Source organism: Virgibacillus sp. 6R (genome assembly GCF_001895305.1).
Lineage (GTDB): Bacteria > Bacillota > Bacilli > Bacillales > Amphibacillaceae > Virgibacillus > Virgibacillus pantothenticus.
In genome coordinates this window covers 1,940,125-1,966,043 of sequence record NZ_CP017762.1, presented here as the reverse complement: position 1 = coordinate 1,966,043, position 25,919 = coordinate 1,940,125, and the positions used below count along the sequence as shown (strand labels likewise).

Here is a 25,919-nt window from a genome sequence, read left to right as displayed (position 1 = left end):
TTCGAGCAATGGAAAAAATACTAGTAACGGGAGCTTTGGGTCAAATTGGCTCAGAGCTTGTCATGAAATTAAGAGAGATCTATGGAACGGATCAAGTTATAGCAACAGATATTCGAAAGGCGGAAGGGCGTATAGCTGAAGGCCCTTTTGAAGTCGTTGATGTAACCGATGCGGATCAGCTTTTTGATGTGACAAAGAAATATCAGGTAGATACAATGATGCATTTGGCAGCTTTATTATCTGCTAAAGCAGAGGAAAACCCGAAATTGGCTTGGCATATCAATATGGGTGGATTGGTCAACGCCTTAGAGATTGCACGTGAATTAAAGCTGCAATTTTTTACTCCCAGTTCCATTGGAGCTTTTGGCCCCTCAACACCAAAAGACCAAACGCCTCAAGATACGTTGCAACGTCCGACTACGATGTATGGGGTTAATAAAGTGTCTGGTGAACTATTAGCTGATTATTACTATACTCGTTTCGGTGTGGATACACGTGGCGTTCGTTTTCCTGGGCTTATTTCATATGTCACGTTGCCAGGTGGGGGTACAACGGATTATGCAGTTGAAATGTATTACGAAGCCGTGAAGAAGGGTAGTTATACATCTTATATCGGTAAAGGTACGTACATGGATATGATGTATATGCCGGACGCCATAAATGCGATTATCCAATTGATGGAGGCAGATGCAAATAAATTACAGCATCGTAATGCATTTAATATATCTGCTTTTTCTGCCGCACCGGAAGATTTTGCTGCATCGATTCAAAAGTATATGCCATCTTTCACATTAGATTATGCTGTTGATCCATTTAGACAAGCGATTGCGGATAGCTGGCCAAATAACCTTGACTCTACTTGCGCTATTGAAGAATGGGGCTTTAAAGTAGAATACGACCTAGATAAGATGACGAGGGATATGTTAAGTAAAGTAAAACAAAAGCAAGAACAGTAAAAAATTAGGAGTCAGGGCATAAGCAAATACTATATAGCAAAAGCCGAACAATCCATTTATAATTGTTCGGCTTATTGGGATTAAAAAATTTCTATCACCACGATGTCAAAACACTTCGCTTTCCGCAAGGCACGGCTCAGCTTCCTTGGAAAGCAAAAACCGCTTTTCTGCTGGACCTTCAGCTCGAGCTGTTCCCCTGCAGGAGTCTACCTATTTTGACTACGCTAAAACTTAGTATACACAATTGGCGATTTAGTGTTCGTTTTTAGATTTAGTTAGGTTCCTCGTTAGCTATGATTTCATCCTGTATATAAAGTGCCGCTGTAAGACTCCCACTTCAAGAATTGGAGAATCCGTACTGCATAAGTTTAAGCGTGAATAACAGCACCTAAATACCCTATTTCGTAAGAGGTCATTAGGTCATACCATCACGGTACTAACAATCAATGGAGGATGAATGAAAATCTCCACTGACGGAAGATTCACTTTATGGTATAGATCTTTTAATTAATCCTCATACATAGCTGCTATTTTGCTTTGCAATTCCTTATCCTGTACATACTCATCATAGTCCATTTCTTTATCGATCAAACCATTTGGTGTGATTTCGATTAAGCGATTGGCGATACTTTGAATGAATTGATGATCATGTGACGTAAATAAAATAGACCCTTTAAATTTAATCAGCCCGTTATTTAAAGCAGTGATAGATTCTAAATCAAGATGGTTCGTTGGCTCATCTAAAAGAAGTACGTTCGCGTTACTCAACATCATTTTTGACAGCATACAGCGCACTTTTTCGCCACCGGATAAGACATTGGCCTTTTTCAAAGCTTGTTCACCAGAGAATAGCATTCTCCCTAAAAATCCACGTAAAAAAGTTTCTGTTTCATCTTCAGTTGAATACTGTCTTAACCAGTCTACTAATGATAGGTCGCTCTTTTCGAAATAGGCGCTATTGTCTTTTGGAAAATAGGATTGCGAAGTGGTTACACCCCATTTATACGTACCAGCATCTGGTTCCATTTCACCCATCAAAATTTTAAACAAAGTAGTTTTCGCGATATCGTCCCTGCCTACTAGGGCAATTTTGTCATCTTTATTCATGGTAAAGCTGATATTATTCAATACTTTTTCACCATTAATGGTTTTTGTTAGACCTTGAACAGACAATAAATCATTTCCAATTTCCCGTTCAGGCGTAAACGCAATATACGGGTATTTTCTTGAAGAAGGTTTAATATCATCTAACGTGATGTTATCAAGTAGTTTTTTTCTTGATGTCGCCTGTTTGGATTTGGAGGCGTTGGCGCTAAAGCGGGCAATAAAGGATTGCAATTCCTTGATTTTTTCTTCTTTCTTTTTATTTGCTTCCTGAGCCATTCTCGTTGCCAACTGACTAGACTCGTACCAGAAATCATAGTTACCAATGTAGATTTCAATTTTTCCGTAGTCTACATCTGCAATATGTGTACACACCTTATTTAAAAAGTGACGGTCATGAGATACGACGATGACAGTGTTTTCAAAATGAATCAAAAATTCTTCTAGCCATTGAATCGCATGAATGTCTAGACCATTCGTGGGCTCGTCCAATAATAAAATATCAGGATTACCAAATAACGCCTGGGCTAGTAAAACTTTTACTTTTTCGTCTGCGTTTAGATCAGACATTTGCTTATCATGCAAGGATTCTTCTAGTCCGAGCCCTTTTAATAAGACAGCGGCATCAGATTCTGCCTCCCAACCGTTCATCTCAGCAAATTCGCCTTCTAATTCAGCAGCTCGCATGCCGTCTTCCTCTGTGAATTCACCTTTCATGTAAATGGCGTCTTTTTCCTGCTTCACTGCATAAAGCTTTTCATGTCCCATGAGGACAGTATCAATAACGTTATATTCCTCGTAGGCGAAATGATCCTGCTTTAAAACAGCAAGGCGCTCACCAGGAGAAAGGGAGACATGACCTGTCTGCGGCTCTATTTCTCCAGACAATATTTTTAAAAAGGTGGATTTTCCAGCACCGTTTGCACCAATTAATCCATAACAGTTACCTGGAGTGAACTTTAAATTCACATCCTCAAATAACTTTTTATCACCATATCGTAAACTAACATTCGATACATTAATCATTCGGGTTATTTTCCTCCAATTAAATAAAAGTAATCAAGGTTAGCTTACGTTATTTCAAGGAATTCGTCAACGCTTGCTTTAGAAACAAACAAACTTTTGGTATATGGAAGTAGACGCAAAACCATTAAATTGTTTCACTTTTATCCCGTATATAAGGTGCTGTAAGACCTCCCGCTTCAGGAGTTGGATAATCTGTACTGCAACATGTCTAAGTGGGAGATAACAGCATCTAAATACCAGATTCGTTCAGAGGCCTTTAGGCCATACCATTACGGTGCTAACAATCAGAGGGGGATGAATGAAAACCTCCACTGATTGAAGATTCACTTTATAATTATACTTGTGTAAAATGACTTTTTTTGTAATAGTATAAGAAAGGTTAGTGCAATTGCAAATGAGTGCGTTTGAAAGGAAGGGTGAAGGAAGCATTGTTGTAATCATTACCGTTTTGTGCAGCAAAATGGGGTCTATTCATACAGGTGCAGTACAAAATTGGTGATGAGACAGGCAGAATGTCATTTCAGTCAGCCGACCTTTTGAACCATCTCTCTACATCATAGCTGGAAGGGGATATGTGTATTGGGAGAAACAGCCATTTACCTTCTCTTCACAGATACGGGCACGAATTTAGCGAAGGCGATTCATTTTTTTACAAAGCAATCATTGAACCATGTTTCCATCGGATTTGATGAAGATCTGAAAGAACTGTATAGCTTTGGGCGGAAGCGACCAAAAAATCCTTTTATTGGGGGGTTTGTTAGAGAAGATATTCGCAGTGATTTTTTAAAAAAATCCGATTGTGCAGTTTATCGTTTTAACGTATCTGATGAAGAACGTGAGCAAATTTTACATCATATCAACCAAATAGAGCGTGAAAAAGATCGCTATCGATATAACTTTATTGGTTTGATTGGGATCCTACTACAAATAGAAATCAATCGAAAATGTGCATTTTTTTGCTCACAATTTGTCGCTACTGTATTAAAGAATGCTGGTGCTTTTCAAATTAAGAAGCCTACTTGCTTTGTCACCCCTGAAGATATTCGAAGTCATGAGGGGATGCAGCTGATTTATGAAGGCAGGCTAGGAGATTATCCTAACCGTAACAAAGTAGCTTGTTATAAGCAGAAAGAAGAAGAGCAAGTTATGTCATCATATATTATTTATTCTCGTATGAATGAACAATTGTTTACACATAGGGATGAAGTGTAAGCATGTTTTGAAAAAAAGTTTGTATCTATGAATAGGCGAAGCCGGGTCCCTTCCAGCTTCGCTTATTCAATGCCTAATGTTTGGTAAGGAATACGGAATTTAAACGACAGATGATTCGATGGTAAATCAATATGTTCAACAGCTACCTGAAAGTTACTCTTAAGCTGTATATCAGTGACTGCTACGTATATTTCCTCATCTTTTGGATTAACGGTTACCCATTCAGGCATAGGAAGGTATTTATCCATGTATCCCATGATTTTTTTGTTTGGCAATTCTAATCGTCCAATGGAAATAGATCTCTGTTTAAGAATGATATCGCCATTTTCTTGAACGAAAGGTTCTAAATGAACAGATAAAGGAACAGTAGATGAGAAAACAGGCAATTCTCCAATCAAATGAACATCATCTCCCAGTTCAATACGGTAGCGATGATTGGTACCATCCAGCAATTTATCGATATGTGCATTGATTAGATCATTCAAATTCTTTTTTGTTGTACGAACAATAAATTCAGAACTTGCTTCCGTTTTTTTTGCAGTTGGCTCCGGGTAATCGGCTTGCGGTACGGGCCAAAAAATGAGTGTCAGAAATGCGATCAGCAGGGTGATGTTGAAAGCAAACAGACCAATAAACAGCCACTTCCACTTTTTGTTTTTTTTATGTTTGATTCTGTTCCCCATGCCATTCATCCTCTTTTATGTTTATTCTTCATAACCTCGAATACTCGTTCAGCGATCCGTTGGTAACCTAACCGATTCGGATGGAAATTATCTTCTGCAAATAAGTGTTCTTCCGCATTTGAAAATAAATCCATAATTGGTATGAATGAGCTGTTTTCATACTTGTTTACTAATTGTTCCCCTGTTTTATTCCAATTTTCAGCAATGAGTTTCAATTCTTTAATATCTTTAAAATACTCACCGAAAGGATTGTAAAAACCTAGTAAATAAATGTCTGTTTCTGCATTAATGGCACGTATGTTTGATATAATCTTGCCCAGTCGTTTTTCATAGTCTATACGGGCTTTTTCGAAATCATCCATCTGCAGATTTGTAATATTCTCTTTTAATATTTGCATAATATCATTGGCGCCGATCGTTATAAATACGATATCCGCTTGCTGTATAGAAGCAATGATATCATCTTGTTCCAGTCGTTTTAGCAGCTGGTCTGAGCGATTGCCCCTTACACCAAAGTTATCAAAAGTAGCTTGGGTTTTTGCTTCCTCTAACATTTCTTGCAATGCTCCAACATAGCCTCCTTGAGCGGTTTCATCTCCAACGCCTTGTGTTAGCGAATCACCAATTGCGGTAATGTGTCTCGATTGGTAAAAATGTTGCGTAACTTGCTGTTCTATATGAAAGGAAAGCTGCGGTAAACGACGTGGTTTATGTTCGTTTGCTGTTATCGCCTTTTTTTCTATTGCTAAATCTGTTTGGTTCTGTTCTTCCTTTGTGGTTTGAACGTATTCCGATGATTGTTCAGGTTCACGAAGGGAGTTGAAAAGGAGAATCCCTCCTATTAGTACTAATAGGATTGCCCCGATAAGATATTTGTTTTTTTGCATCGTTATCAACACCTAAGCTGGTTAATATTAAATGATTCATTCACTTTGTTTCAAGACCATTATTGCTCTAACTATTCGAGCTTACAACTGGTTCATTGATTTAGAATTTCCTTAAAGTTCCTGTACGAATGAAATTGGTTTTAAGCAACTCCAAAATGAAGATTATTGGTTGTAGTATACAGGTTATGTAACATTCAGGCATTTGTTTATCCTAAGTAAATCGAATTTGTCTGAAAAATGCATGGTATGAATTAGCGAACGAACCATCCGTTTCTTATTTTCATCAAGTAAGGTAAGTATACCATTTTTTATGCATGACCTTGTTTGAGGTTGCCCTGAATTTCAAGCTTCATAAAAATTCCATTAAATGAAGGTTTCACTTTTTAGACTATTTGCAGGCTAACGATAAAAGCAAAACGATGGCTAAGTTAATTATCAAAAGTGTCTCTTTTTAAATGCCTAAAAGTGATTAAATTGTAGCCTCGTTTTTCATAGCTTGCCGCTTTTGAATTAGGTCATTCATCTTCTATCAAAAAAGATCGCCTTCAAATACAAGGCGACCAGAAAGGGAAGGTTATTTATAATTTTTCCAATCATATGAAAAAGTAAACCTATTATAGAAAAATGTTAGCGATTTGTTAACAAAACTAGTAACAACCATAGGAACTTTTCAATGCCCCCATCTGAATATGACGAACATTTAAACCATTATATATGTATAAGAAAAGACATTTGTTTTAGTGGTTCGTTTGGTTTATATTCTCCAAAATATAAATATTGGTGAATAATTATATACGAAAATACTTTTTTGTGGTACGCTTACAGCAAGGAGGTGAAACCATGGATATGAATGAAAGCGGTTTTAAGATTATTATGCATAGCGGTGATGCGCGTTCTCATACGATGGAAGCATTAAAAAATGTTCGAAAAGGAAATTTTGAAAAAGCGGAACAATTGTTAAAAGATGCTGATGATCAGTTGCTTCAGGCACATAAAATTCAAACGTCATTATTACATCAAGAAGCTAATGGAAGAAAAGTGGATCTATCCATTATATTCGTTCACGCGCAGGACCACTTAATGACTGCAATGCTGGCAAAAGACTTGGCAACAGAAATTATTGCAATGCAGCAGGATAAAGCTCTATAGATTGTTTGAAACACCAATGATTAGGAGTGTTTATAACTATGAAATATTATAAAGGAGTGTGTGTTATGCGTGTATTAGTAGCATGCAGTGCAGGGATGTCCACGAGTTTATTTGTGCAAAAAATAAAGAATGCTGCAGAAACAGAAGGAATAAATTTGCAAATAGAAGCTGTATCCATTTCAGAAGCGCGTTCACTATTGTCAGAAAACGATTATGACTTGTTTTTATTAGGTCCGCAAGTTGCTTTTATGAAAAATCAAACGGAAAAAGAATTAGGCGATTCGCTTCCGGTTCGTGTCATTAATAGTCAGGACTATGGTTTAATGCGAGTCGAAAGTGTTTTAAAACAAATCAAGGATACGGTAAACCGCTAGTATGAAAAAATATTAAGCTAGGGGGAATAAAAAATGGATATAATAGCCAATAAGATTGCTCAGTGGTTAACACCAGTTGCTACGAAGTTTTCTACGCAGCGTCATTTAGGAGCTGTGCGAGATGGCTTCATAATTTTGATTCCACTTGTTATTGTAGCCTCATTTTTTATATTAATTAATAATGTAATTTTGGACGCTAATAACGGTGTTTTTGCTGATGTTATAGATTTAAGTGCTTATCGGCAAATCGGAAATCAAGTTTACAACGGTACATTAGGACTGCTTTCGATCTTGATAGCTTTTACTGTCGCTTATAAGCTGGCCCGCTCTTACAATGAAGATGGCGTGATACCAGGAGTGATGGCAGTTGCAGTCTTAGTTTCCATGTTTCCTAGTATGGTTGAAGTTATCCCGCTAAATCAAGAAGAAGCGGTACAGGTAACAGGTGTATTTAGTCAAAGTGAAACATCAGCTACTGGTTTAATTTTTGCAATTATTTCAGCCTTAATTGGAACAGAAGTTTTTTTACGATTAAAGAGAATCAAAAAATTACAAATTAAAATGCCAGAAAGTGTTCCTCCTGAAGTTGCTAGATCATTTAATGCGCTGATTCCAGCATTTTTTACCTTAACATTGTTTGCCCTATTAGTATTTTTAACCAATACATTATTTAATTTGGGACTGCAAGAAATAATCACAAAAGCAATACAAGCACCACTTGATGCTATCTACCAAGGGTTACTCGGTATTAATGGGGTTATGTTTGTACAAAACCTATTATGGGCTTTAGGAATTCACGGTACCTTTGTCCTCGGACCAATTACGGAACCAACTTTATTAGCCGCTATTCAGGAAAACATAGAAGCGTTTCAGGCTGGCATTCATATACCTAATATTGTAACTAAGCCATTTATCGATAGTTTCGCGATGATGGGTGGTGGTGGAAATACGATCGGTTTATTAGTTGCCATACTTATTGCTTCTAAACGCGCAGAATACCGCGGGGTTGCTAAGCTTTCTGCTGCTCCAGGATTATTTAATATTAATGAACCATTAATGTTTGGACTGCCAGTTATTTTGAATCCAATCTTAGCGATACCTCTTATTCTTGTGCCAATTCTGAATCTGAATATTGCTTATCTGGCTACATCTATAGGTCTGATTTCAAAAACGGTTGTATTTATTCCCTGGACAACCCCGCCTGTATTATCTGCCTTTTTAGCGACTGCAGGTGACTACCGTGCAGCAATTTTAGCTGCTCTATTAATTGCGCTATCGGTTCTGATTTATTTGCCGTTTGTAATCGCAACGAACCGAGTAGCCGCCATGGAAAGGAAAAATCGCAACTAACTAGAACTGTCAACAGGAGGGTATGCATGACGAAAGTATTAATCTGTGATTTAGATGGAACATTACTTGATAAAAACAATGAAATATCATTAGAAAGCATAAGGAAAATTCAGTTATTTTCGAACTCAGGTGGTATATTTATTATTGCTACAGGGCGATTAGATCATGATATTGTATATGTTGAGAAGCAACTAGGAGTTCAAGGTGATTTTCGAATTAGCCAAAATGGTGCCGTTATAACAGATAAGGATGGAAAAATAGTTTTTAAACAGGAGATTAATTCTCATGCGGCTAAAGGAATCATGCAAATATTAGCCAAAAGGAACGAACGAGTAGAAGTAAATGATGTTAAACGGCGTTATTTTCCTTCACCACGCCCGATGGGAGAAGTAGCTGAATTTGTTGATTCAGCAGTGATTGATCCACAACTAAGCGAAAAAATTGGAAACAGCGTGATTCCAACCATCTTTCTTATATTCGGTGAAAAATCAGGTTTCAAAGAGATAAAAGCTACCATCCATAAAAAATATGAAAACATCGTTAATTGTGTAGAAACCAGTGACTCTTCCTTAGAAATTATGTCTAAACATACCTCAAAGGGTGTGGCTGTTCGTCAAATTATGAAAGCGTTAAATATATCAACACATGATGTGTATGTTATTGGTGATTCTGAAAATGATATTTCCATGTTCGAAACTGCTGGGTATTCATTTGCTATTGACTCCGCTTCAGATCAAGTAAAGCAAAAAGCAGATGAGATTCAAAAAACAGTGGTCGACTGTATAGAAGTAATTATGAGAAAAACTCCAAAAAATTAGGTGATAATATGAAAAAGATAATCTATATCCCGTTAGACGAGCGACCATGTAATTATTTATATCCACAATATATGCAAGAAACAAGAAAGGACGTAAAATTAATTGTTCCACCAAGTGAAATACTAGGTCGGAAAAAAGAAAAAGCAAATGTCGAGCAATTATGGAAATTTATCAATGATTATGCTCCTGAGGCTGATGGTTTGGTGGTTTCTGTTGAAATGATGCTATACGGTGGTCTTTTACCGTCTCGATTACACCAATTACGTGAATCGGAAGGAAAAGAGCGATTGAAAAAGTTCCAACTGCTAAGAGCAGAATATCCGCATTTACCAATAGTTGCATCAAATTTAATTATGCGTACTCCGAAGTTTAATAGCTCTGATGAAGAACCGGATTATTATGCTGCGTATGGAGAAGCATTATTTAAAAGAGCTTATTTACTAGATAAAGACAGCCGTACAGGATTAAATGAAAAGGAAAAAAGTCAATTACAACAAATGAATACTAACATTCCAGAAATGTTTATTGAAGATTATGAAAGACGACGTAATTTCAATGTTACGATGAACATGCATGTTCTTGATTTAGTTGCTTCAGACGTAATAAACTTTCTTGCTATTCCGCAAGATGATGCTGCAGTATATGGATATACTGCAAAAGATCAGGCAGTTGTTTATCGCTACATCGAACAAAAAAGGTTACAAAACAAAGTAATGGTCTATCCAGGAGCAGATGAGGTTGGATCTACATTAGTTGCCCGAATGGTTAATCATTTGCTCAATAGGAAACCGCGGGTATACTCTTTTTTTAGCTCAACATTAGGTCCCTATATTATACCACTTTATGAAGACAGACCATTTGCCGAAAGTGTCAAAGCACATTTGCTTGCTTCTGGCTGTAAAGTGGCTTTACAGCCGAAGGAGGCAGATTTTATATTAGCAATTAATACACCAGGTAAAGTAATGCAAGAAGCATTTAATCAAGATGAAAAAGATGTCACCTACAGCAGCTATCGTCAGCTACACTTTTTTACAGAACGTATCCAAGACTATTTGGACATGGGAAAGCCTGTAGTGCTTGCGGACAGTGCCTTTGCAAACGGAGGCGATATAGAATTGCTCCATTATCTGGATGACTATCAGCTTCTTGATCAATTAATATCTTATAAAGGCTGGAACACAAATGGTAATACGTTAGGGACATCTATTGCTGCAGGCAGCTTTGCATTTGACAAGCAGGATTGCTTGACAATAAAAAAGAATCTCATATACCATATCCTTGAAGATGGTTTATATCAGTCCATTGTTCGCAAAGAGGTTACAGAGACCGTTCTTCCTGAAATTGGCGCAGACTATTTCCAATTGAATCATCAGGATGATAAAGTTGCTAGTGAAATTAAGAAGAGGATTGAAATATATTATCAGCAAATGGTAAAAAATAGCTTTTCGGAATTCGAATTATCCCAGATTTGTATACATTTACCATGGAGAAGAATGTTTGAAATCGGTCTTGATTTAAAAATAAAGAAGAAGTAGTAATTCCTGGCGCAAGGAGAGTTTAATCTATGGATATAATGGATTTTTTAGCACGAGTGAAGAGCATTTACCCAGCCTTAACGAAGAGCGAGAAAAAAGTTGCCTCGTTTGTTTCTGAGAACTACCAGCGTATTGCTTTTATGTCTTTAACAGAACTTGCTGATGAATTTGGTGTCGGGGAAGCTACTGTAATTCGCTTTTTAAAAAAGGTAGGCTTTTCTGGATATCATGAATTTAAGACTACTATGGCAAAGCAAATCCTTAGCGGTAAAGAACCTAAAGCGGATACTAAATTTGAAAAAACGTACCAAGATATTGTTAAAATGCTGGATGAAACAAGACTGATGACCAATACGGAAAAAATAAAACAATCAGCAAATTTGATAAAGAACAGTAATGCAATCTATTTGTTTGGTATCGGTTTCTCTGCTTTGGCTGCACAGGGAGCACAGATTAGACTCATGCGCCTTGGTTATAAAGCATACTTTTTTTCAGAACAGCATACAAGATTGGTTTCATCTCATTTAATTGAACCTGATGACTTGGCGATCGCATTTAGTGTAACAGGTGATACACGAGAGACGTTACAATGGTTAAGTAAGGTGAAGGAAAATGGAGCAAAAACGATTGCGATTACGAACCATTCACGGTCGCCTATTACTAAAATCGCTGAATTATTATTATTTACTGCAGGAAAGGAAGTAGCACAAGAAGGAAGTACTTTAATTACGGAAATGTCGCAGCTTTTCGTAGTTGAACAAATTTGTCAATATCTACACGAAATTGATAGTTCTAGAATAGCATTAGCAAAGAAACAAATTTCTCAATCTATTGATTAGCGTAAACACCTTAAATAAATAGTGCTATTCATTTTTAAGCGCAGTACGTATTCTCAAGTAAGATAAATTATAACCAATGGTATCCCAACCGGTTGAGCTTTCGTTATAACGTGCTAAAATAGCATAAATATATAAGGCTAAGACTCTAGGTAGTGGGTAGAATTGATTTTTTCTCCAATCATTTCGCAACTATTAAAGATGGAGGGTATATCATTGAGTTCAACAGTATAAAATTTTTATGAGTCGTTTTCTTAAAAATTCTCCCACATTTCGTAGGAGAATTTTTAACTAGAACAACATTTGACTAGAGTTTATTAGTCAAATGTTGTACAAAGCAGGCCAATTATCCATAACTTATCAAAAATATTCCAATAATAGCAGTATTAGTTTGTTGATCATTTTTTCTTTGTCTATGTATAGAAACTGACAAATTTTAAGCATTTTCTAACCATTATTCATATTCGTTTTCGAGGCACTTTCCTTAATAAAACAAAAGGCGCCATAAGCTTTTACGAAGTGTTTGTAAAAAGGCTAGGGCACCTAAAGTTTGATTGAGCAAGATGGAGTCCTGTTTAAGGGTAATAAAATCCATTTTTTTAAGTCTATGAGCTTTTTATTATCGCTACTGGTTTGAATTAGTTAACTTTACACTGGTGTTAAACAGGAATTATTACGAAGTCGTAGTGCTTCATCATAAGGGTTCTTGTGTGTAATAACTGTAATTTCTGCTGCTTTTTTATAATCTGCTATATTATGGAAAGCGTTCGGTTGCTCGATCCATAAAAGCTTGCATTTTTTATTTACGAGTTGCTCTAACAAGTCAGCTGGTAATGTTGCGTGTACCAGCCAAATGGCGTCTACAATCGGAACCTCAGATAACTCATCATACTGTGGCAGTTCCGCTGTGGAAATAGGATTTCCGACAGCAACTATGTCAAATCCAAGTGCTCGCAGTTGCAACACTTTTTCTTCATCTGCTTTGCTCGCTTGCTCTAACCCGTAAACGGCAATCGTTTTTTTGCGTATGTTCCCCTCGTCTCTTATAAAAGAAGAATGGAGCAGCCAATGGATAGCGTGCTGATCATCAAATACGATGGTCTCTTGTTCACCTGTAGCTTTGGCTATCGCTTGATCTAGTGTAATTAGCAAATCATTTACGGATTCTAACCCAATCGATAAACGGACGGTTTCTTCCGTCGTTCCGCTCGCTGCTAATTCTTCTGATGTAAGTTGTTGATGTGTCGTGGAAGCGGGGTGAATAATCAGTGATTTCGCATCACCTACATTGGCTACATGTGACCATAATTCAATGTGATCAATTAATTGTCGTCCAGCTTCCCTCCCCCCTTTTATACCAAACGTAATGATCGACCCTGCCGTACCATCACGGAAATATTTTTTTATTAATGGATAGGACGGATGGCTGGGCAAACCTGGATAACTGACCCACTCAATTGCTGGATGATCCTCCAAATACGATGCAATCTTTTGTGCATTTTGTGTATGTTGTTGCATACGTAAATGTAACGTTTCTAATCCTTGAAGCAGTAAAAAGGCACTATGTGGACTTAAGCAAGCGCCAATATCACGAATTAATTGCACGCGAAGCTTAGTGGCAAAAGCGGCTGGTCCAACATCAATAAACCGCAGACCATTATAACTCTCATCGGGTTCAGTAAAGTCAGGAAATCGTTCATTGTTCCAATCAAATCTTCCACCGTCTACAATGATACCTCCAATGGTGGTTCCGTGTCCGCCGATCCATTTTGTAGCAGAATGGACAATAATATCCGCTCCCCAGGCGAATGGTTTGGTAAGGTATGGTGCGAATGTATTATCAATAATTAATGGAATATGGTGTGCGTGAGCGATAGTAGCAATGGTCTCTATATCAAAAACGTGAAGACTTGGATTTGTAATCGTTTCTCCAAAAATAGCTTTTGTTTTGTCAGTGATCGCTGCTTCTACTTCTTTTGGATTGGTACCATCAACGAATTTAACGTTGATGCCATAGCGAGGCAATGTGTTAGCAAATAAGTTATACGTCCCACCATAAAGATTGCGGTCGGTAATGATTTCATCGCCAGCACTGGCGACATTTAAAATAGCGAATGTAATAGCAGCCATACCAGAAGAGGTTGCTACTGCTGCGACCCCATCTTCCAATTGAGCAACACGCTGTTCAAATGCATCGACTGTTGGATTACCAATACGAGAATAAATATTTCCTGGCTCCGCTAATCCGAATAAATTTTGGGCATGTTTGGTATCTTTAAAAACATAAGAAGTAGTTTGGTAGATAGGTACTGCCCTTGCACCTGTTGTCGGGTCGGGTATTTGCCCGCCGTGAAGTAAAATTGTCTCTGGATCTTGCGTGAAAAAGCTTGTCATTGTTTTATTCCTCCTTTGAATGTGGGGCTGGTTCTTAAGATCTAATCCTCTTATCTTTTTTGCATTTGTGGTCTCCGTTTTTGGAACCTGTTGAATGAATCTTGCGAAAAGTATGTTTTCGGCTGGTTAATTTTTTCAAGGTAGGCGACTATTTGGAGGTGGTGGAAATAAAAAGCCCTCTTCCTAAAGAAGAGGGCTAGAATCGTTTTCCGTTCCTCCTCTTATCTTCCAGACCATTTCTAAGGTCTGTAGGATTTAGCACCGTAAAAAGCAAATCATTATTGCTTTTAGGTTGCCGGGTTTCAAAGGGCCTATTCCCTCCACCACTCTTGATAAGAGATTCAATTTTTAAATTACTGAATATTATATAAGGTTCAAGATGTATTGTCAATGAAGAATACGTGTACACATATTATTTATATAAATTAGGTCTAAGTAGGAGGTAGGAAGCTTTAGATATTTCTCATTATAAATAAACAAGGAGGCTTTAATTTATTTTTTGAAGAATAAGAAAGTATAAACTCAGGTGCTTATGGATAATGAAATAACCTAATAGTCACGTCCGGCGCATGAGCCCAGCAACTATGTGAACTTAGAAATGCGCCCTACGATAAGTTATCATCGGTTCGTGGCAAAGAGGAAGGCCGAGACTAAAAACGGGCTTGCCGCTCCACGTCGGCATACCCCTGTTTTTAGTGGCATGATTCCTAAATCTTTAGTTGATTCGTTCCATTCACTACGTTGCTAAACGGGCGCCCTGCGCCTTTGTTTAAAAGATAAGCAAGTATAAAATGAAGTGCTTGTAACGAAATAACCGACTAGTCACGTTCGGCTCCATTGCCCAGCAACTAGTAATTCGCTGCAACTTTGTGAATGACTGTTGATTTAAGACAATTTGCTGTTATTAAGGTTACGTATACACTTGTAGAACGAATAAAGGTATGTTTCAGTTTAAAGTTTTTTACATGTTATTGATTTTTACAAATGGTTGTGACCTAGGTCATTTTTCATTACCTATGTCAGCTGAAAGGATATGAAAGCGCTTTTTAATTTTAATTTGGCTGATAAAATAAAATGTGAAATGCTGAATGAGGAGGTTTAAATTCTAAATGACAAAGCGAAAAATCAGCGACTCCATTCAAAGATTTGGGCGTACTTTACTTCTCCCAATTGGGGTACTGGCGCCAGTTGGTATGATCTTAGGGATTAGTGGAGCATTGGTACAAACGTATATGATTGAAAGGTTTCCTTTTTTAGGCTATGAAGCAGTAAATACTTTATTAACTAGCATTCGTACCATAGCAAGTGTCGTGTTTGATAATATTCCATTGTTATTTGCAATGGGTGTTGCCTATGGAATGAGTAAAAAAGATAAGGGGATATCTGTTTTTGCCGCTACAACTGGCTATTTAACCTTAATTATAGCCATGCATGTTTGGCTAATCATTACGGGGAAGATGGCGGATCCCGAGGTTATGACGCAATATGGGCAAATAGAAGTGTTAGGCATCCAAACAATGAATATTAATGCGGTAGGAGGAATCATTACTGGGCTTTTAGCAGCTTGGGCAACAGATAAGTTTTATAATCTAGAATTGCCAACGGCATTTGCATTCTTTTCAGGAAAAAAATCTGTCCCGATTATTACAATTGGTTTTATGACGGTAATTGGTTTAATCATTCCTTTTATTTGGTCGTTGTTTGTAGGACTTTTAACAAACTTATCTTCCGTATATTTAAGTGTGGTAGGTCCGTTCTTTACTGCTGCAGGAGAGAGATTATTTATTCCTTTTGGATTGCATCATGTGTGGAATGTTCTGTTTCGATTCACGGAAGCTGGAGGGTCCTATGTTATTGATGGCGAAACGTACGTAGGGGTTGTCCCTGCGATGACGGAGATTTTATTTAATCAAGGACCTAATAGTGAGTATTGGTCGATGATGCCAAAGCTAACTCGTTTTATGGCACAACAGCAAATGTTGGTAACGTTATTTATCTTTCCGGCGATTGCCTTTGCAATGTATAAAACGGCTTATAAAGAAAATAAAGCTTATGTGAAATCAATGTTAATTACAATGGTCTTAACTGCTGTTCTTGGTAATGTTACGGAACCGTTAGAATTTACATTCGTGTTTATAGCCCCATTATTATATGTTGTTTATGCCTTTATTGTTGGGATTGGTGCCGTTTTATTATCTTTTGCAGGGGTAGCAATTGGATATATACGTGGAACTATTTTTGACTTTACGATTTTTGGATTGCTATATGAACAAACCAATTGGATTTTTCTTGTGCTAATTGGTACAGGGCTAGCCATCGTAACTTATTTTGTGTTTCGCTGGGCCATTATTCGCTTTGATATTAAAACTCCCGGTCGAGAAGAACAGCAAAATCTAGATAATACATTATTAAAAGAAAAACGTTATGATGAGATAGCGAAAATTGTCGTTAAAGCATTAGGAGGAAAAGGAAATATTTTAAATGTTGATAATTGTATTACCCGACTTCGGATCGATTTAAAAGATGTTCGTGTTATCGACAAAGATGTATTAACTACTTCTGGATGTACAGGATTTTTCTTTCCAACGGCAAAACATATTCATGTTGTCTATGGTCCACAAGTTGAATTTGTAAAAAATGCGGTTGATGATGAAATACGAAACTAAAAATGGAGAGATATAAATGAGAGCATTATATGATTCGAAAAGTAAGACGATGGATGATCAAGGTATAAAAAAACTATTTACCCAAGAAGAAAAATATAAAACGTGGTTATTATTTGAAGCTGCTTTAGCACAGGCACAAGCTGAATATGGATTTATTCCCCAGCAAGCAGCAGATGATATTAACCAAGCAGCTAAAATAGAGAATATTGATTTTGCAGAAATGGATCAAATATACAAAAAAATAGGACATGGCTTTGTCCCTTTTTTAAAGGTATTCGTAAAAGCTTGCCCAGAAAACAGTGGAAAATATGTTCATTATGGAATAACAACACAAAATATACAACAAAGCTCACAACTTTATATTCTTAAGCAAGCACATCATAAGTTTATGAACATAATCGGTAAAATTTTAGGTAATTTAAGTGCTTTGGCATATGACAATAAGGATACGGTAATGCCTGGAAGAACTCATGGTAGACATGCGATTCCTATTACATATGGGTATAAGGTTTCGGTATGGATTAGCGACTTTATTCATTGCTATGAACGTATGGCAGAAGCAGAAAAAAGAGTTTTTAAAATCATGATGGGAGGAGCTGTAGGTACATTTAGTTCGATGCCAGAAGTTGGCATGCAAGTACAAGCGCGTGTTGCAGAACTAGTAGGGATGTATCCGATGGAAGTTCCTTCAAGAAATATAAATACACATAAATTAGAGTATATGATGAACTTGTCGTTGCTAGCCAATATTTGCCATAAAATAGCCGAAGAAGTATATAGTACAACATTGGAAGAAATAGCAGAGGTTTCGGAAGGATTTAGTAAGGGTACGATCGGCAGCAGTACCATGCCACATAAAATTAATCCGAAATTAGCTAAAGGGATTATTGCAAACTCGCAAAAACTGTATTCTTTACCTGGAGTCGGAATGTATTCAGCAGTACGTCCATATGAAGGAGATAGCAGTTCCTATATGCTATTCGATGGTTTGCTTGAAGAAGCCATGGAATTAATTACGGAGGTTTTATTACGATGTGAGGAATTAACAAGAACAATAGTCGTTCATAAAGACAGGATGCTGCATAATGCTTTACGTAACAAGGGATTGGATAATAGTGAATATGTGATGATGAAATTAGCAGAAAAACTGGGTAAAGATCAAGCACATTCACTCATGTATGAAATTGCCATGAAGACGGCCTCCGAGGGTGAAGATTTCTTTACCAATTTAAAAGCAAATGAAAAGATTGCCAGTGACTTTACCGATGAAGAAATTAAAGCGATGATTGACCCGAGAAACTATATCGGGCTTTCCGTTACAATAGCGGAGAAGGAAGCCAATAGAGCAAAAGAAGTGAAAGAAGAAATATTAAATAAGTATAACTAATGGATGACGCTCCTTTTCAGCATAAAAGCTGAGAGGGAGTTTTTGTATATTCATATTATCTTTATGTATCTAACGTACGTATAATTCTTATCTAACTTTATTGGTAGAACTGATAAATGCAAATGTAAATTCGCTGGATAAGAAAAGGCTACGTTTGTTTAATCGCAAGACAACGCCGATTTTTCAACAACGTCTAAAAATTCTTTGATCTCTGTATGAAGGAGAAAATCCATCCAAGCTTTTGTTTCATTATAACTGGTAGGAAGATTTTAAAATGGTATACTAAATCGTAGTAATTTGATTAAAGGGATAGGCAAGTAACAGCAAATATTGGAATGGATTGAGGAATGAAACATGTTGAACTTTTTAGATAACTATGAAGAGATGACAGCAAGTGAACGGAAGGTTTTGAATTATATTGTAGAAAATATGGATGTTATCCCCTACATGAAGATAAATGATTTAGCAGAAACTATATATGTATCGAAAACAGTGATCATAAACCTTGCTCAAAAACTTGGTTATAGTGGGTACAAGGAATTAAAGTATTATATAAACCAATCTGTAAAAGATAAGACGCTTCATCAAAAAAAGAATGATTTATCGTACCGTGATAGACTAGATCAAAGTATTAAAAAAACATTTTCCCTTGTTAGTGAAGAAGTGCTCCAAAATTGTGCTAAACAAATACAATTCTCGGAAAATGTATTTATTATGGCTAGAGGAACTAGTAAGGCAGTAGGTTATTATTTAGAGCATCTTTTGTTATCAATCGGAATTCAGTGTATTTTTATAAAAGATTATAATCTATCTGAGTTATTTACGAACTTTGTAGCCAAAAACGATATGGTGATATTTATTTCTATGTCAGGAAATACAAAGAAGATCGTTAATACAGCTAAAAAAGTACATTTTAAAGACGCAAAAATAATTAGTATTACTTCTTTTCAAACAAATGAATTAACTAAATATACAAATGATAATTTATATTGCTACTCCGATAATAATGATACAAAGAAAAATGACAAAATATCACGAATCGGATTTTTCTTAATAGTTGATTTATTGATTAATGAATTAATACGTTTAAATGATGGCTAACCTTATTGAAGTTAGTCTGCACTAAACTTCTTTACGACACTATAACTATAACGGATACAGGCGATAACTCAGTTTGGCGGTTGTTTTATGAGTATGTTAGATAAATGAATGAGCTTTAAAGTAGGAAGTCGGTTATTCCTCAAGCAACTGGCAGAAAAAACTGCCCTTCCATCGATTGACGTAAACCTTGGGATAAGTGAAGGGTCCAACAACTGTGACTCAACTTTCCGATGCTGTTAAAAGACCCTTTTTTAGGCTATACTCTTGTAGTGCTAAACAATTAGTGAGGGATAAAGAAAACCCCGATTGCTTGAGGCTTCACTTTATTTCAACGTTTTTAATACATAAATTGGTATTCAATTGATACAATTAGCTATATTAAAGTAAAGGATTCATTTCGTAAAGATAAATTCTCGAGTCAAGAAGTAACAAGAGGCATCTAGTATCAGAGGTTATAATAATTTGTTTTTTGTTGAGAATAAACTGAAATTAACATCGTTTTTATTCAGATTATCGATAAATATCATGGTATGCTATAGTATTATGAAGAAGTAAAAAATTCAAGTGCACGGTAGTCCTTTGTTGAATCATGGGAGCTCGTGTTGTTTAGGAAGGGGGGGAAGTCTTGCAAATAGACATATTTTCTTATTTGCTAAGCTTTATATTAATTTTAAATATCGCGTTAGGTGTTTCCATAATCTTTTTGGAACGCAAAGACCCAACCTCAACTTGGGCTTGGCTAATGGTATTGTTGTTCATTCCAATTTTAGGATTCATATTGTACTTGATTTTTGGCAAACCAATTAGTAAACGACGAATTTTTACATGGGACACGAAAAGCAGATTGGGGGTAAAGGCATCAGTCCAATCCCAGTTACGCGCTCTTGAAGAAGGAACATTTGAATTTAAAAATAACGAAATCGCTGAATATGAAGATTTATTTTATTTACATTTGCGTAATGACGATGCTATTTTTACACATGATAATGAAGTGGAAATTTATACGGATGGTACAGAGAAATTTGAGGCATTAATGAGGGATCTGGAAAAAGCTAAAGATCATATTCACTTGTTATACTATATTATTCGCAGTGATCAGCTTGGTCAACGCATTGCAGATATTTTAATAAAAAAGGCAGAAGAAGGACTAGAGGTTCGTGTGTTGTTTGATGATATGGGTTCACGCTCATTAAAGCGAAAATATGTTAAACGTCTCCGTAAGGCAGGAGTAGAAGTGGAAGCTTTTTTTCCACCCAAAATACCAAAGATTAATTTTAAAATAAACTACCGAAATCATCGTAAATTAGCTATTATTGACGGCAAAATAGGCTATATTGGCGGCTTTAACATTGGTGATGAATACTTAGGGAAAAATAAAAAGTTTGGATATTGGCGTGATACGCATTTACGCATTTATGGAGATGCAGTACGTCAAATGCAGACACGATTTATCTTGGATTGGAACCAGGCTTCCCGTAATGATATTTTATACGAAGATCGTTATTATAGTGCCGACCCAGTGGGGGATGTCGGTGTCCAAATAGTTTCTAGTGGACCAGACTCTGAATGGGAGCAGATTAAAAACGGGTATATTAAAATGATCATGACTGCCAAGGAATATGTCTATATTCAAACTCCTTACTTTATACCTGATGAAAGCTTGCGCGATGCATTACGAATAGCTTCTTTATCAGGCGTTAATGTTAGAATTATGATTCCAAATAAACCGGATCACCCTTTTGTATATTGGGCAACATTGTCTTACATAGGTGATCTGTTAGAAGCTGGGGCAGAAGTCTTTATTTATCAAAATGGCTTTTTACACGCGAAAACGATCGTCGTAGATGGCAAAATAGCTTCTGTCGGAACGGCAAATATTGATGTACGTAGTTTCCGTTTGAATTTTGAAGTCAATGCTTTCTTATATGATCGTGAGCTAACACAACAATTGGTATCAAAATTTGAGGAAGATATGCTATTATCTACGCAGATGACGGCAATATTATATAAACAGCGATCTTTAGGCATCCGATTTAAAGAGTCTATTTCACGACTCATTTCTCCGGTTTTATAACGTGAAACTTCATTCAGTAGGAGTGGTTCATCTCCTACTGGATGTTAGTACCGTAAAAGTAAGAACGAAAGGTTTTTGATCGAATGGGGCAATCAGAGACCGTAAACTCTCACTTAGACAAGCTCTATAACTCTATAAGTCGGGGGGGTTATGGCCCTTTACATGTGTGATAAATTACTTTTAGGAGGAGTAAAATGGAAAAAAGAACTTGCACGAATTCCTTAGCTGTAAAAACATCTTATGTATTGCCACCAGATACGAATACGTATGGCACCTTGTTCGGCGGAAAGCTGATGGCGTATATGGATGACGTTGCTGCAATTGCTGCATCTAGACATGCTCGCATGCCTGTCGTTACTGCCTCCACCGATTCGGTCGATTTTTTAGCCCCTGTTAAAGAGGGACATTCCATTTGTGTGGAAGCATTCGTTACTTGGACACATCATACCTCAATGGAAGTGTTTGTTAAGGCGGTAACGGAAGATTTGCGGACGGGGAAAAGGAAAGTTTGTTCAACAGCATTTCTGACGTTTGTAGCAATAGATGAAGAGGGCAAGCCTCGACCGGTCCCAAGTGTGATTCCGGAAACCGAACATGAACAAAAGCTTCATGCGTCAGCAGCAGAACGGGCTGAGCATAGAAAGCGGCGACGGGAGCAGGCAAAAGAACTTGCTGAAGTTTTTGGCACAGATTACCCATGGAATTAAACAAGATTCTAGGTTAAAATGGAAGGATAACAAATAATAAGGAAGTTTCATTTTTTAGGGGTTAATTGTTTTTATCCCGCATATAAGGTGCTGTAAGACCCCCGCTTCAGAAGCGGTTAGGTTATATGCTGCGGTGGGACAACCAGTGGGGGATAGAAGAAATCCTCATTGGCAGAAGATTACTTTATTTTGAGGAGGAGATTGACGGCGGACTATTTTTATTATTCTAAAAGTTACGTGTGTTTATGATGGGGTATGATACACATCGTAAACAAAAGGAGGAACAAGTAGTGGAATTACTGGAAGAATTGGTTGGGAAATTAAATGATGTATTAGGGACGTATGTTTTAATAACTGTATTACTCGGATTAGGTTTATGGTTTACCATTAAAACAGGATTTGTCCAATTTCGGTACTTTCCTGAAATGTTTCGGGTGATTTTAGATAAACGAACTATAAGTGCTGCCGGTAAAAAGGGGACTTCTTCGTTTCAAGCGTTTGCTATTAGTGCTGCTTCAAGAGTAGGGACCGGGAATATGGCTGGAGTAGCAGCAGCTATCGCATCTGGAGGCCCAGGAGCTGTATTTTGGATGTGGGTCATTGCTTTAGTTGGCGCTGCATCAGGATTTGTAGAAAGTACACTAGCACAAGTGTATAAAGTGCCTCATGAGAATCAATATCGCGGTGGTCCAGCTTATTACATGGAAAAAGGGCTAAAGAGTCGTTGGCTTGCTGTGGTATTTGCGATTACAATAACGTTTACGTATGGATTAGTGTTTAACTCTGTTCAATCAAACACAATTAGTTTAGCGTTTGAGAACCAATTTGCAATTGACAAAAATATTATTGCAATTATTTTATTTGTATTTACAGCTGTCGTTATTTTTGGGGGATTAAAAAGTATCGCGAATGTATCCCAAGTTATTGTACCGGTGATGGCTATTTTATACTTGGTGTTGTCGATATATATTTTAATCGCAAATATTACTGCAATTCCAGATATGTTTGCCTTTATTTTTTCCAATGCATTTGGAATTCGTGAAGTTGCTGGTGGTGGTTTTGGTGCAGCTATTTCCTGGGGGATTAAACGTGGTTTGTTTTCCAACGAGGCAGGTATGGGAAGTGCGCCCAACGCTGCAGCAACAGCAGAAGTTACACACCCTGCTAAACAGGGGCTGATTCAGGCTTTAGGTGTATTTTTTGATACCATTTTAATTTGTAGTGCAACGGCGTTTGTTATTATTACAGCAGGTGGCTTTGAAGGTAGTAAAGCAGATGGAATCCAGTTAACGCAAAATGCATTTGCTTTTCACTTTGGTGATTGGGCAGGCGGATTCATTGCTGTTGCCATTTTACTATTTGCGTATAGTTCGATTTTAGGAAATTATTATTATGGTGAAACGAATATTACGTATATTCGAGACAGTAAGATAGGATTATTTTTATATCGAATTGGCGCTTTGGTCATGGTGGCGTTTGGAGCTATAGCCTCCTTTGATTTTGTTTGGTCGTTAGCCGATTTAACTATGGCGATTATGGCTTTGATTAACTTGTATGCAATAGCCAGATTATTTAAAATTGCTAATCAAGTGCTTCAAGACTATCGTAGGCAGCGGAAGCAAGGGAAGGATCCGGTCTTTTACCGCGATGTATTAGATAACCAGGATGGTATTGAATATTGGGGAAGAGATCAAGCAGATCACTCTAAATAAGGCATCATTAAAACAGGAGCGCATCCCATGGGATGCGCTCCTGTTTGTAAAAATAAGATTTAATAGGAATAATCACTATTAAATATGATACGTCGTGTAAAATAAATGAATGTTTCAAGCCGGAGAATATGGTTTAAAGATTTTAAAAACGGTTTGTTAACATTCCGGGTCAACATCGTCAGCAGAAACATGCTCTTCTGCCCAGTGTTGAATTTCTTGAATGACTGGGGCTAATGCCTTGCCTTTTTCAGATAGGGAATACTCAATGCGAACAGGGAATTCGGAGTAGACATCCCTTGTGACGATTCCTTCTTTTTCTAGCATTTTAAGTCGGTCAGACAACAAGCGACCGCTGATCGGCAAATCAGCCTCCATTTCAGAAAAACGCTTCTTTCCTTTAAGTAAGTCAAACAGAATTAGTCCGACCCACCTTGTGCTTAATAGCCCCATAGCTTTTTCAAAACGTGGACATAAATTATCCATTCATTATCACCTCAATTGGTATCAATTCCAATAAATTAACAGTTATTACGAAAAGTAACTTGTTTATAGAGTAGCATATTTTATATTTTGCGTAAAGTTAGCGGTTAGGTCTCTGTCCGGCTTATAATTAGTTCGGCTTTGGAATTTTTCATGAAGTTGTGAAATAATAATGGTATTACTATTTTATTAACATGGAGGTAGACAATGGTTACACAACAAACACAAGAAAAATATGCAGAATTGGCACTCCGCACAGGAGTTAATTTACAAACAGGGCAAGCTTTGATGATTAATGCACCCATAGAGGGGGCAGATTTTACAAAAATCGTTGTGCGCAAAGCATATGAAATGGGGGCGAAGGACGTACATATTAATTGGGTGGATGATGAACTTACACGATTAAAATTTGAATATGCTCCGGACGAAGTGATTGCTCATTTTCCAGAATGGAAAGTAATGTTGCATAATAGCTTTGCTGAAGATGGAGCAGCAATCTTGAATATTCGTTCGACGAACCCAGATTTATTGCAAGGCATTGATCCTTCTCGAGTGGCAAAAGCGAATAAAGCAGGAGCAGAAGCAATGAAAAAATTCCGTAAATATACGATGAATGATAAAATTGCTTGGTCGATTATCTCCATCCCTACAGGAGATTGGGCACAAAAGATTTTTCCAGATAAGTCGCGAGAAGATGCTATTGAAAGCCTATGGGCCGCAATTGTGAAAATAGTGCGAGTAGATCAGGAAAATCCTGTTGCTGCTTGGGAGACACATAATGAGTCTTTGCGTGTAGCAAGGGAAATTCTAAATAAGAAAAGTTACCAGAAGCTAATTTTTAAAGCGCCAGGAACACATTTGGAAATGGAGCTTCCAGAAGGACACATTTGGAAAGGTGGCTCTGCACAAACAGAGGATGGTGTTACCTTCAATCCAAACATGCCTACGGAAGAAGTGTTTAGCTTGCCGCACAAGTATGGCGTAAACGGAACAGTAGCAAGTACCAAGCCGCTGAATTATGGAGGTAGCTTGATCGATCGCTTTCAATTAACGTTTAAAGACGGAAAAGTCGTTGATTTTAAAGCAGAGCAAGGACAAGAAACGCTAGAACACTTATTAAATATCGATGAAGGGTCCAAGCGTCTTGGTGAAGTTGCTCTTGTCCCTCACGAATCTCCGGTCTCACAGTCTGGGTTAATTTTCTATAATACATTGTTTGATGAGAATGCTTCGTGCCATATAGCGCTTGGTAAAGCTTACCCAACGAACTTAGAAGGCGGCTCCAAAATGAATGAGGAAGAGTTGGATCGACATGGAGTGAATGATAGTCTCAGCCATGTGGACTTTATGATTGGGTCAGAACAGCTTGATATTGATGGTATGTTTGCAGATGGTACAACAGAGCCGGTGTTTCGTAATGGGACGTGGGCATGGAAAACGAATGAATAGGAAAAGGTTTTCAACAGGC

At 37.2% G+C, this 25,919-nt stretch carries 20 protein-coding genes and 1 riboswitch; of the genes, 15 read left to right on the top strand and 5 right to left on the bottom strand.

Going from position 1 to position 25,919, the window contains the following annotated elements; translation table 11 throughout:
* Nucleotides 1–8: 8 nt before the first annotated feature.
* Nucleotides 9–956, top strand: coding sequence for an L-threonine 3-dehydrogenase (locus BKP57_RS08900; RefSeq protein ID WP_050350884.1), 948 nt, complete (start codon nucleotides 9–11; stop codon nucleotides 954–956).
* A 507-nt stretch (nucleotides 957–1,463) separates the two neighbouring features.
* On the opposite strand, the gene BKP57_RS08895 is transcribed toward BKP57_RS08900, so the two are convergent.
* Nucleotides 1,464–3,086: an ABC-F family ATP-binding cassette domain-containing protein gene (locus tag BKP57_RS08895; protein WP_050350885.1), complete on the bottom strand. Its 1,623-nt coding sequence runs from the start codon at nucleotides 3,084–3,086 to the stop codon at nucleotides 1,464–1,466.
* A 579-nt stretch (nucleotides 3,087–3,665) separates the two neighbouring features.
* Between BKP57_RS08895 and BKP57_RS08890 the strand changes: the two genes are divergently transcribed.
* Entirely contained in the window at nucleotides 3,666–4,298 is a 633-nt protein-coding gene (locus BKP57_RS08890) for a hypothetical protein (RefSeq protein ID WP_072741375.1), read from the top strand.
* 62 nt (nucleotides 4,299–4,360) lie between these two features.
* Here BKP57_RS08890 and BKP57_RS08885 read toward each other — a convergent pair whose 3' ends face one another.
* The gene (locus tag BKP57_RS08885; protein WP_072741374.1) at nucleotides 4,361–4,981 is read right to left on the bottom strand and encodes a YpmS family protein; all 621 of its coding nucleotides are present in this window, start codon (nucleotides 4,979–4,981) and stop codon (nucleotides 4,361–4,363) included.
* Between the two features lie 5 nt (nucleotides 4,982–4,986).
* A complete protein-coding gene (locus BKP57_RS08880) occupies nucleotides 4,987–5,868 on the bottom strand; it encodes an SGNH/GDSL hydrolase family protein (RefSeq protein WP_072741373.1) in 882 nt (293 codons plus the stop codon).
* 840 nt (nucleotides 5,869–6,708) lie between these two features.
* On the opposite strand from BKP57_RS08880, the gene BKP57_RS08875 reads away from it, so the two are divergent.
* The 6 genes from BKP57_RS08875 (at nucleotide 6,709) to BKP57_RS08850 (ending at nucleotide 11,933) form a co-directional block, all read left to right on the top strand.
* Nucleotides 6,709–7,017 carry a PTS sugar transporter subunit IIA gene (locus BKP57_RS08875; RefSeq protein ID WP_050350889.1) on the top strand — a complete coding sequence of 103 codons (309 nt, stop codon included), beginning with the start codon at nucleotides 6,709–6,711 and terminating at the stop codon, nucleotides 7,015–7,017.
* A gap of 65 nt (nucleotides 7,018–7,082) precedes the next feature.
* Nucleotides 7,083–7,391, top strand: coding sequence for a PTS sugar transporter subunit IIB (locus BKP57_RS08870; RefSeq protein ID WP_198035034.1), 309 nt, complete (start codon nucleotides 7,083–7,085; stop codon nucleotides 7,389–7,391).
* A 33-nt stretch (nucleotides 7,392–7,424) separates the two neighbouring features.
* Nucleotides 7,425–8,741: a PTS sugar transporter subunit IIC gene (locus BKP57_RS08865; RefSeq protein WP_072741371.1), complete on the top strand. Its 1,317-nt coding sequence runs from the start codon at nucleotides 7,425–7,427 to the stop codon at nucleotides 8,739–8,741.
* A gap of 26 nt (nucleotides 8,742–8,767) precedes the next feature.
* Complete coding sequence (locus tag BKP57_RS08860) at nucleotides 8,768–9,559, top strand: Cof-type HAD-IIB family hydrolase (RefSeq protein ID WP_072741370.1); 792 nt, start codon at nucleotides 8,768–8,770, stop codon at nucleotides 9,557–9,559.
* 8 nt (nucleotides 9,560–9,567) lie between these two features.
* The gene (locus BKP57_RS08855; RefSeq protein ID WP_072741369.1) at nucleotides 9,568–11,094 is read left to right on the top strand and encodes a DUF4127 family protein; all 1,527 of its coding nucleotides are present in this window, start codon (nucleotides 9,568–9,570) and stop codon (nucleotides 11,092–11,094) included.
* Between the two features lie 29 nt (nucleotides 11,095–11,123).
* Nucleotides 11,124–11,933, top strand: a complete 810-nt coding sequence (locus BKP57_RS08850; protein WP_050350894.1) for a MurR/RpiR family transcriptional regulator — start codon at nucleotides 11,124–11,126, stop codon at nucleotides 11,931–11,933.
* 645 nt (nucleotides 11,934–12,578) lie between these two features.
* Here the strand turns inward: BKP57_RS08850 and BKP57_RS08845 are convergent.
* The gene (locus BKP57_RS08845; protein WP_072741368.1) at nucleotides 12,579–14,324 is read right to left on the bottom strand and encodes a PLP-dependent aspartate aminotransferase family protein; all 1,746 of its coding nucleotides are present in this window, start codon (nucleotides 14,322–14,324) and stop codon (nucleotides 12,579–12,581) included.
* A gap of 218 nt (nucleotides 14,325–14,542) precedes the next feature.
* Nucleotides 14,543–14,663: riboswitch (SAM riboswitch) on the bottom strand.
* A 770-nt stretch (nucleotides 14,664–15,433) separates the two neighbouring features.
* Between BKP57_RS08845 and BKP57_RS08840 the strand changes: the two genes are divergently transcribed.
* From BKP57_RS08840 to BKP57_RS08815, 6 genes are all read left to right on the top strand, one after another.
* On the top strand, nucleotides 15,434–16,990 hold the full coding sequence (locus BKP57_RS08840; protein WP_072741367.1) for a PTS transporter subunit EIIC: 1,557 nt from the start codon (nucleotides 15,434–15,436) through the stop codon (nucleotides 16,988–16,990).
* Between the two features lie 16 nt (nucleotides 16,991–17,006).
* Entirely contained in the window at nucleotides 17,007–18,377 is a 1,371-nt protein-coding gene (locus BKP57_RS08835) for a class-II fumarase/aspartase family protein (protein ID WP_072741366.1), read from the top strand.
* Nucleotides 18,378–18,731: 354 nt separating this feature from the next.
* Nucleotides 18,732–19,478 (top strand): MurR/RpiR family transcriptional regulator, encoded by a 747-nt coding sequence (locus tag BKP57_RS08830; RefSeq protein ID WP_050350898.1) that lies wholly within the window; start codon nucleotides 18,732–18,734, stop codon nucleotides 19,476–19,478.
* 631 nt (nucleotides 19,479–20,109) lie between these two features.
* The gene (gene cls, locus BKP57_RS08825) at nucleotides 20,110–21,552 is read left to right on the top strand and encodes a cardiolipin synthase (protein ID WP_050351165.1); all 1,443 of its coding nucleotides are present in this window, start codon (nucleotides 20,110–20,112) and stop codon (nucleotides 21,550–21,552) included.
* 194 nt (nucleotides 21,553–21,746) lie between these two features.
* Entirely contained in the window at nucleotides 21,747–22,259 is a 513-nt protein-coding gene (locus BKP57_RS08820) for an acyl-CoA thioesterase (RefSeq protein ID WP_072741365.1), read from the top strand.
* A 290-nt stretch (nucleotides 22,260–22,549) separates the two neighbouring features.
* Nucleotides 22,550–23,971 carry an alanine/glycine:cation symporter family protein gene (locus BKP57_RS08815; protein WP_050350900.1) on the top strand — a complete coding sequence of 474 codons (1,422 nt, stop codon included), beginning with the start codon at nucleotides 22,550–22,552 and terminating at the stop codon, nucleotides 23,969–23,971.
* A 156-nt stretch (nucleotides 23,972–24,127) separates the two neighbouring features.
* Here BKP57_RS08815 and BKP57_RS08810 read toward each other — a convergent pair whose 3' ends face one another.
* Entirely contained in the window at nucleotides 24,128–24,454 is a 327-nt protein-coding gene (locus tag BKP57_RS08810; protein WP_050350901.1) for a winged helix-turn-helix transcriptional regulator, read from the bottom strand.
* Nucleotides 24,455–24,658: 204 nt separating this feature from the next.
* Here BKP57_RS08810 and BKP57_RS08805 point away from each other — a divergent pair, with 204 nt between their 5' ends.
* A complete protein-coding gene (locus tag BKP57_RS08805; protein WP_050350902.1) occupies nucleotides 24,659–25,900 on the top strand; it encodes an aminopeptidase in 1,242 nt (413 codons plus the stop codon).
* Nucleotides 25,901–25,919: the final 19 nt, after the last annotated feature.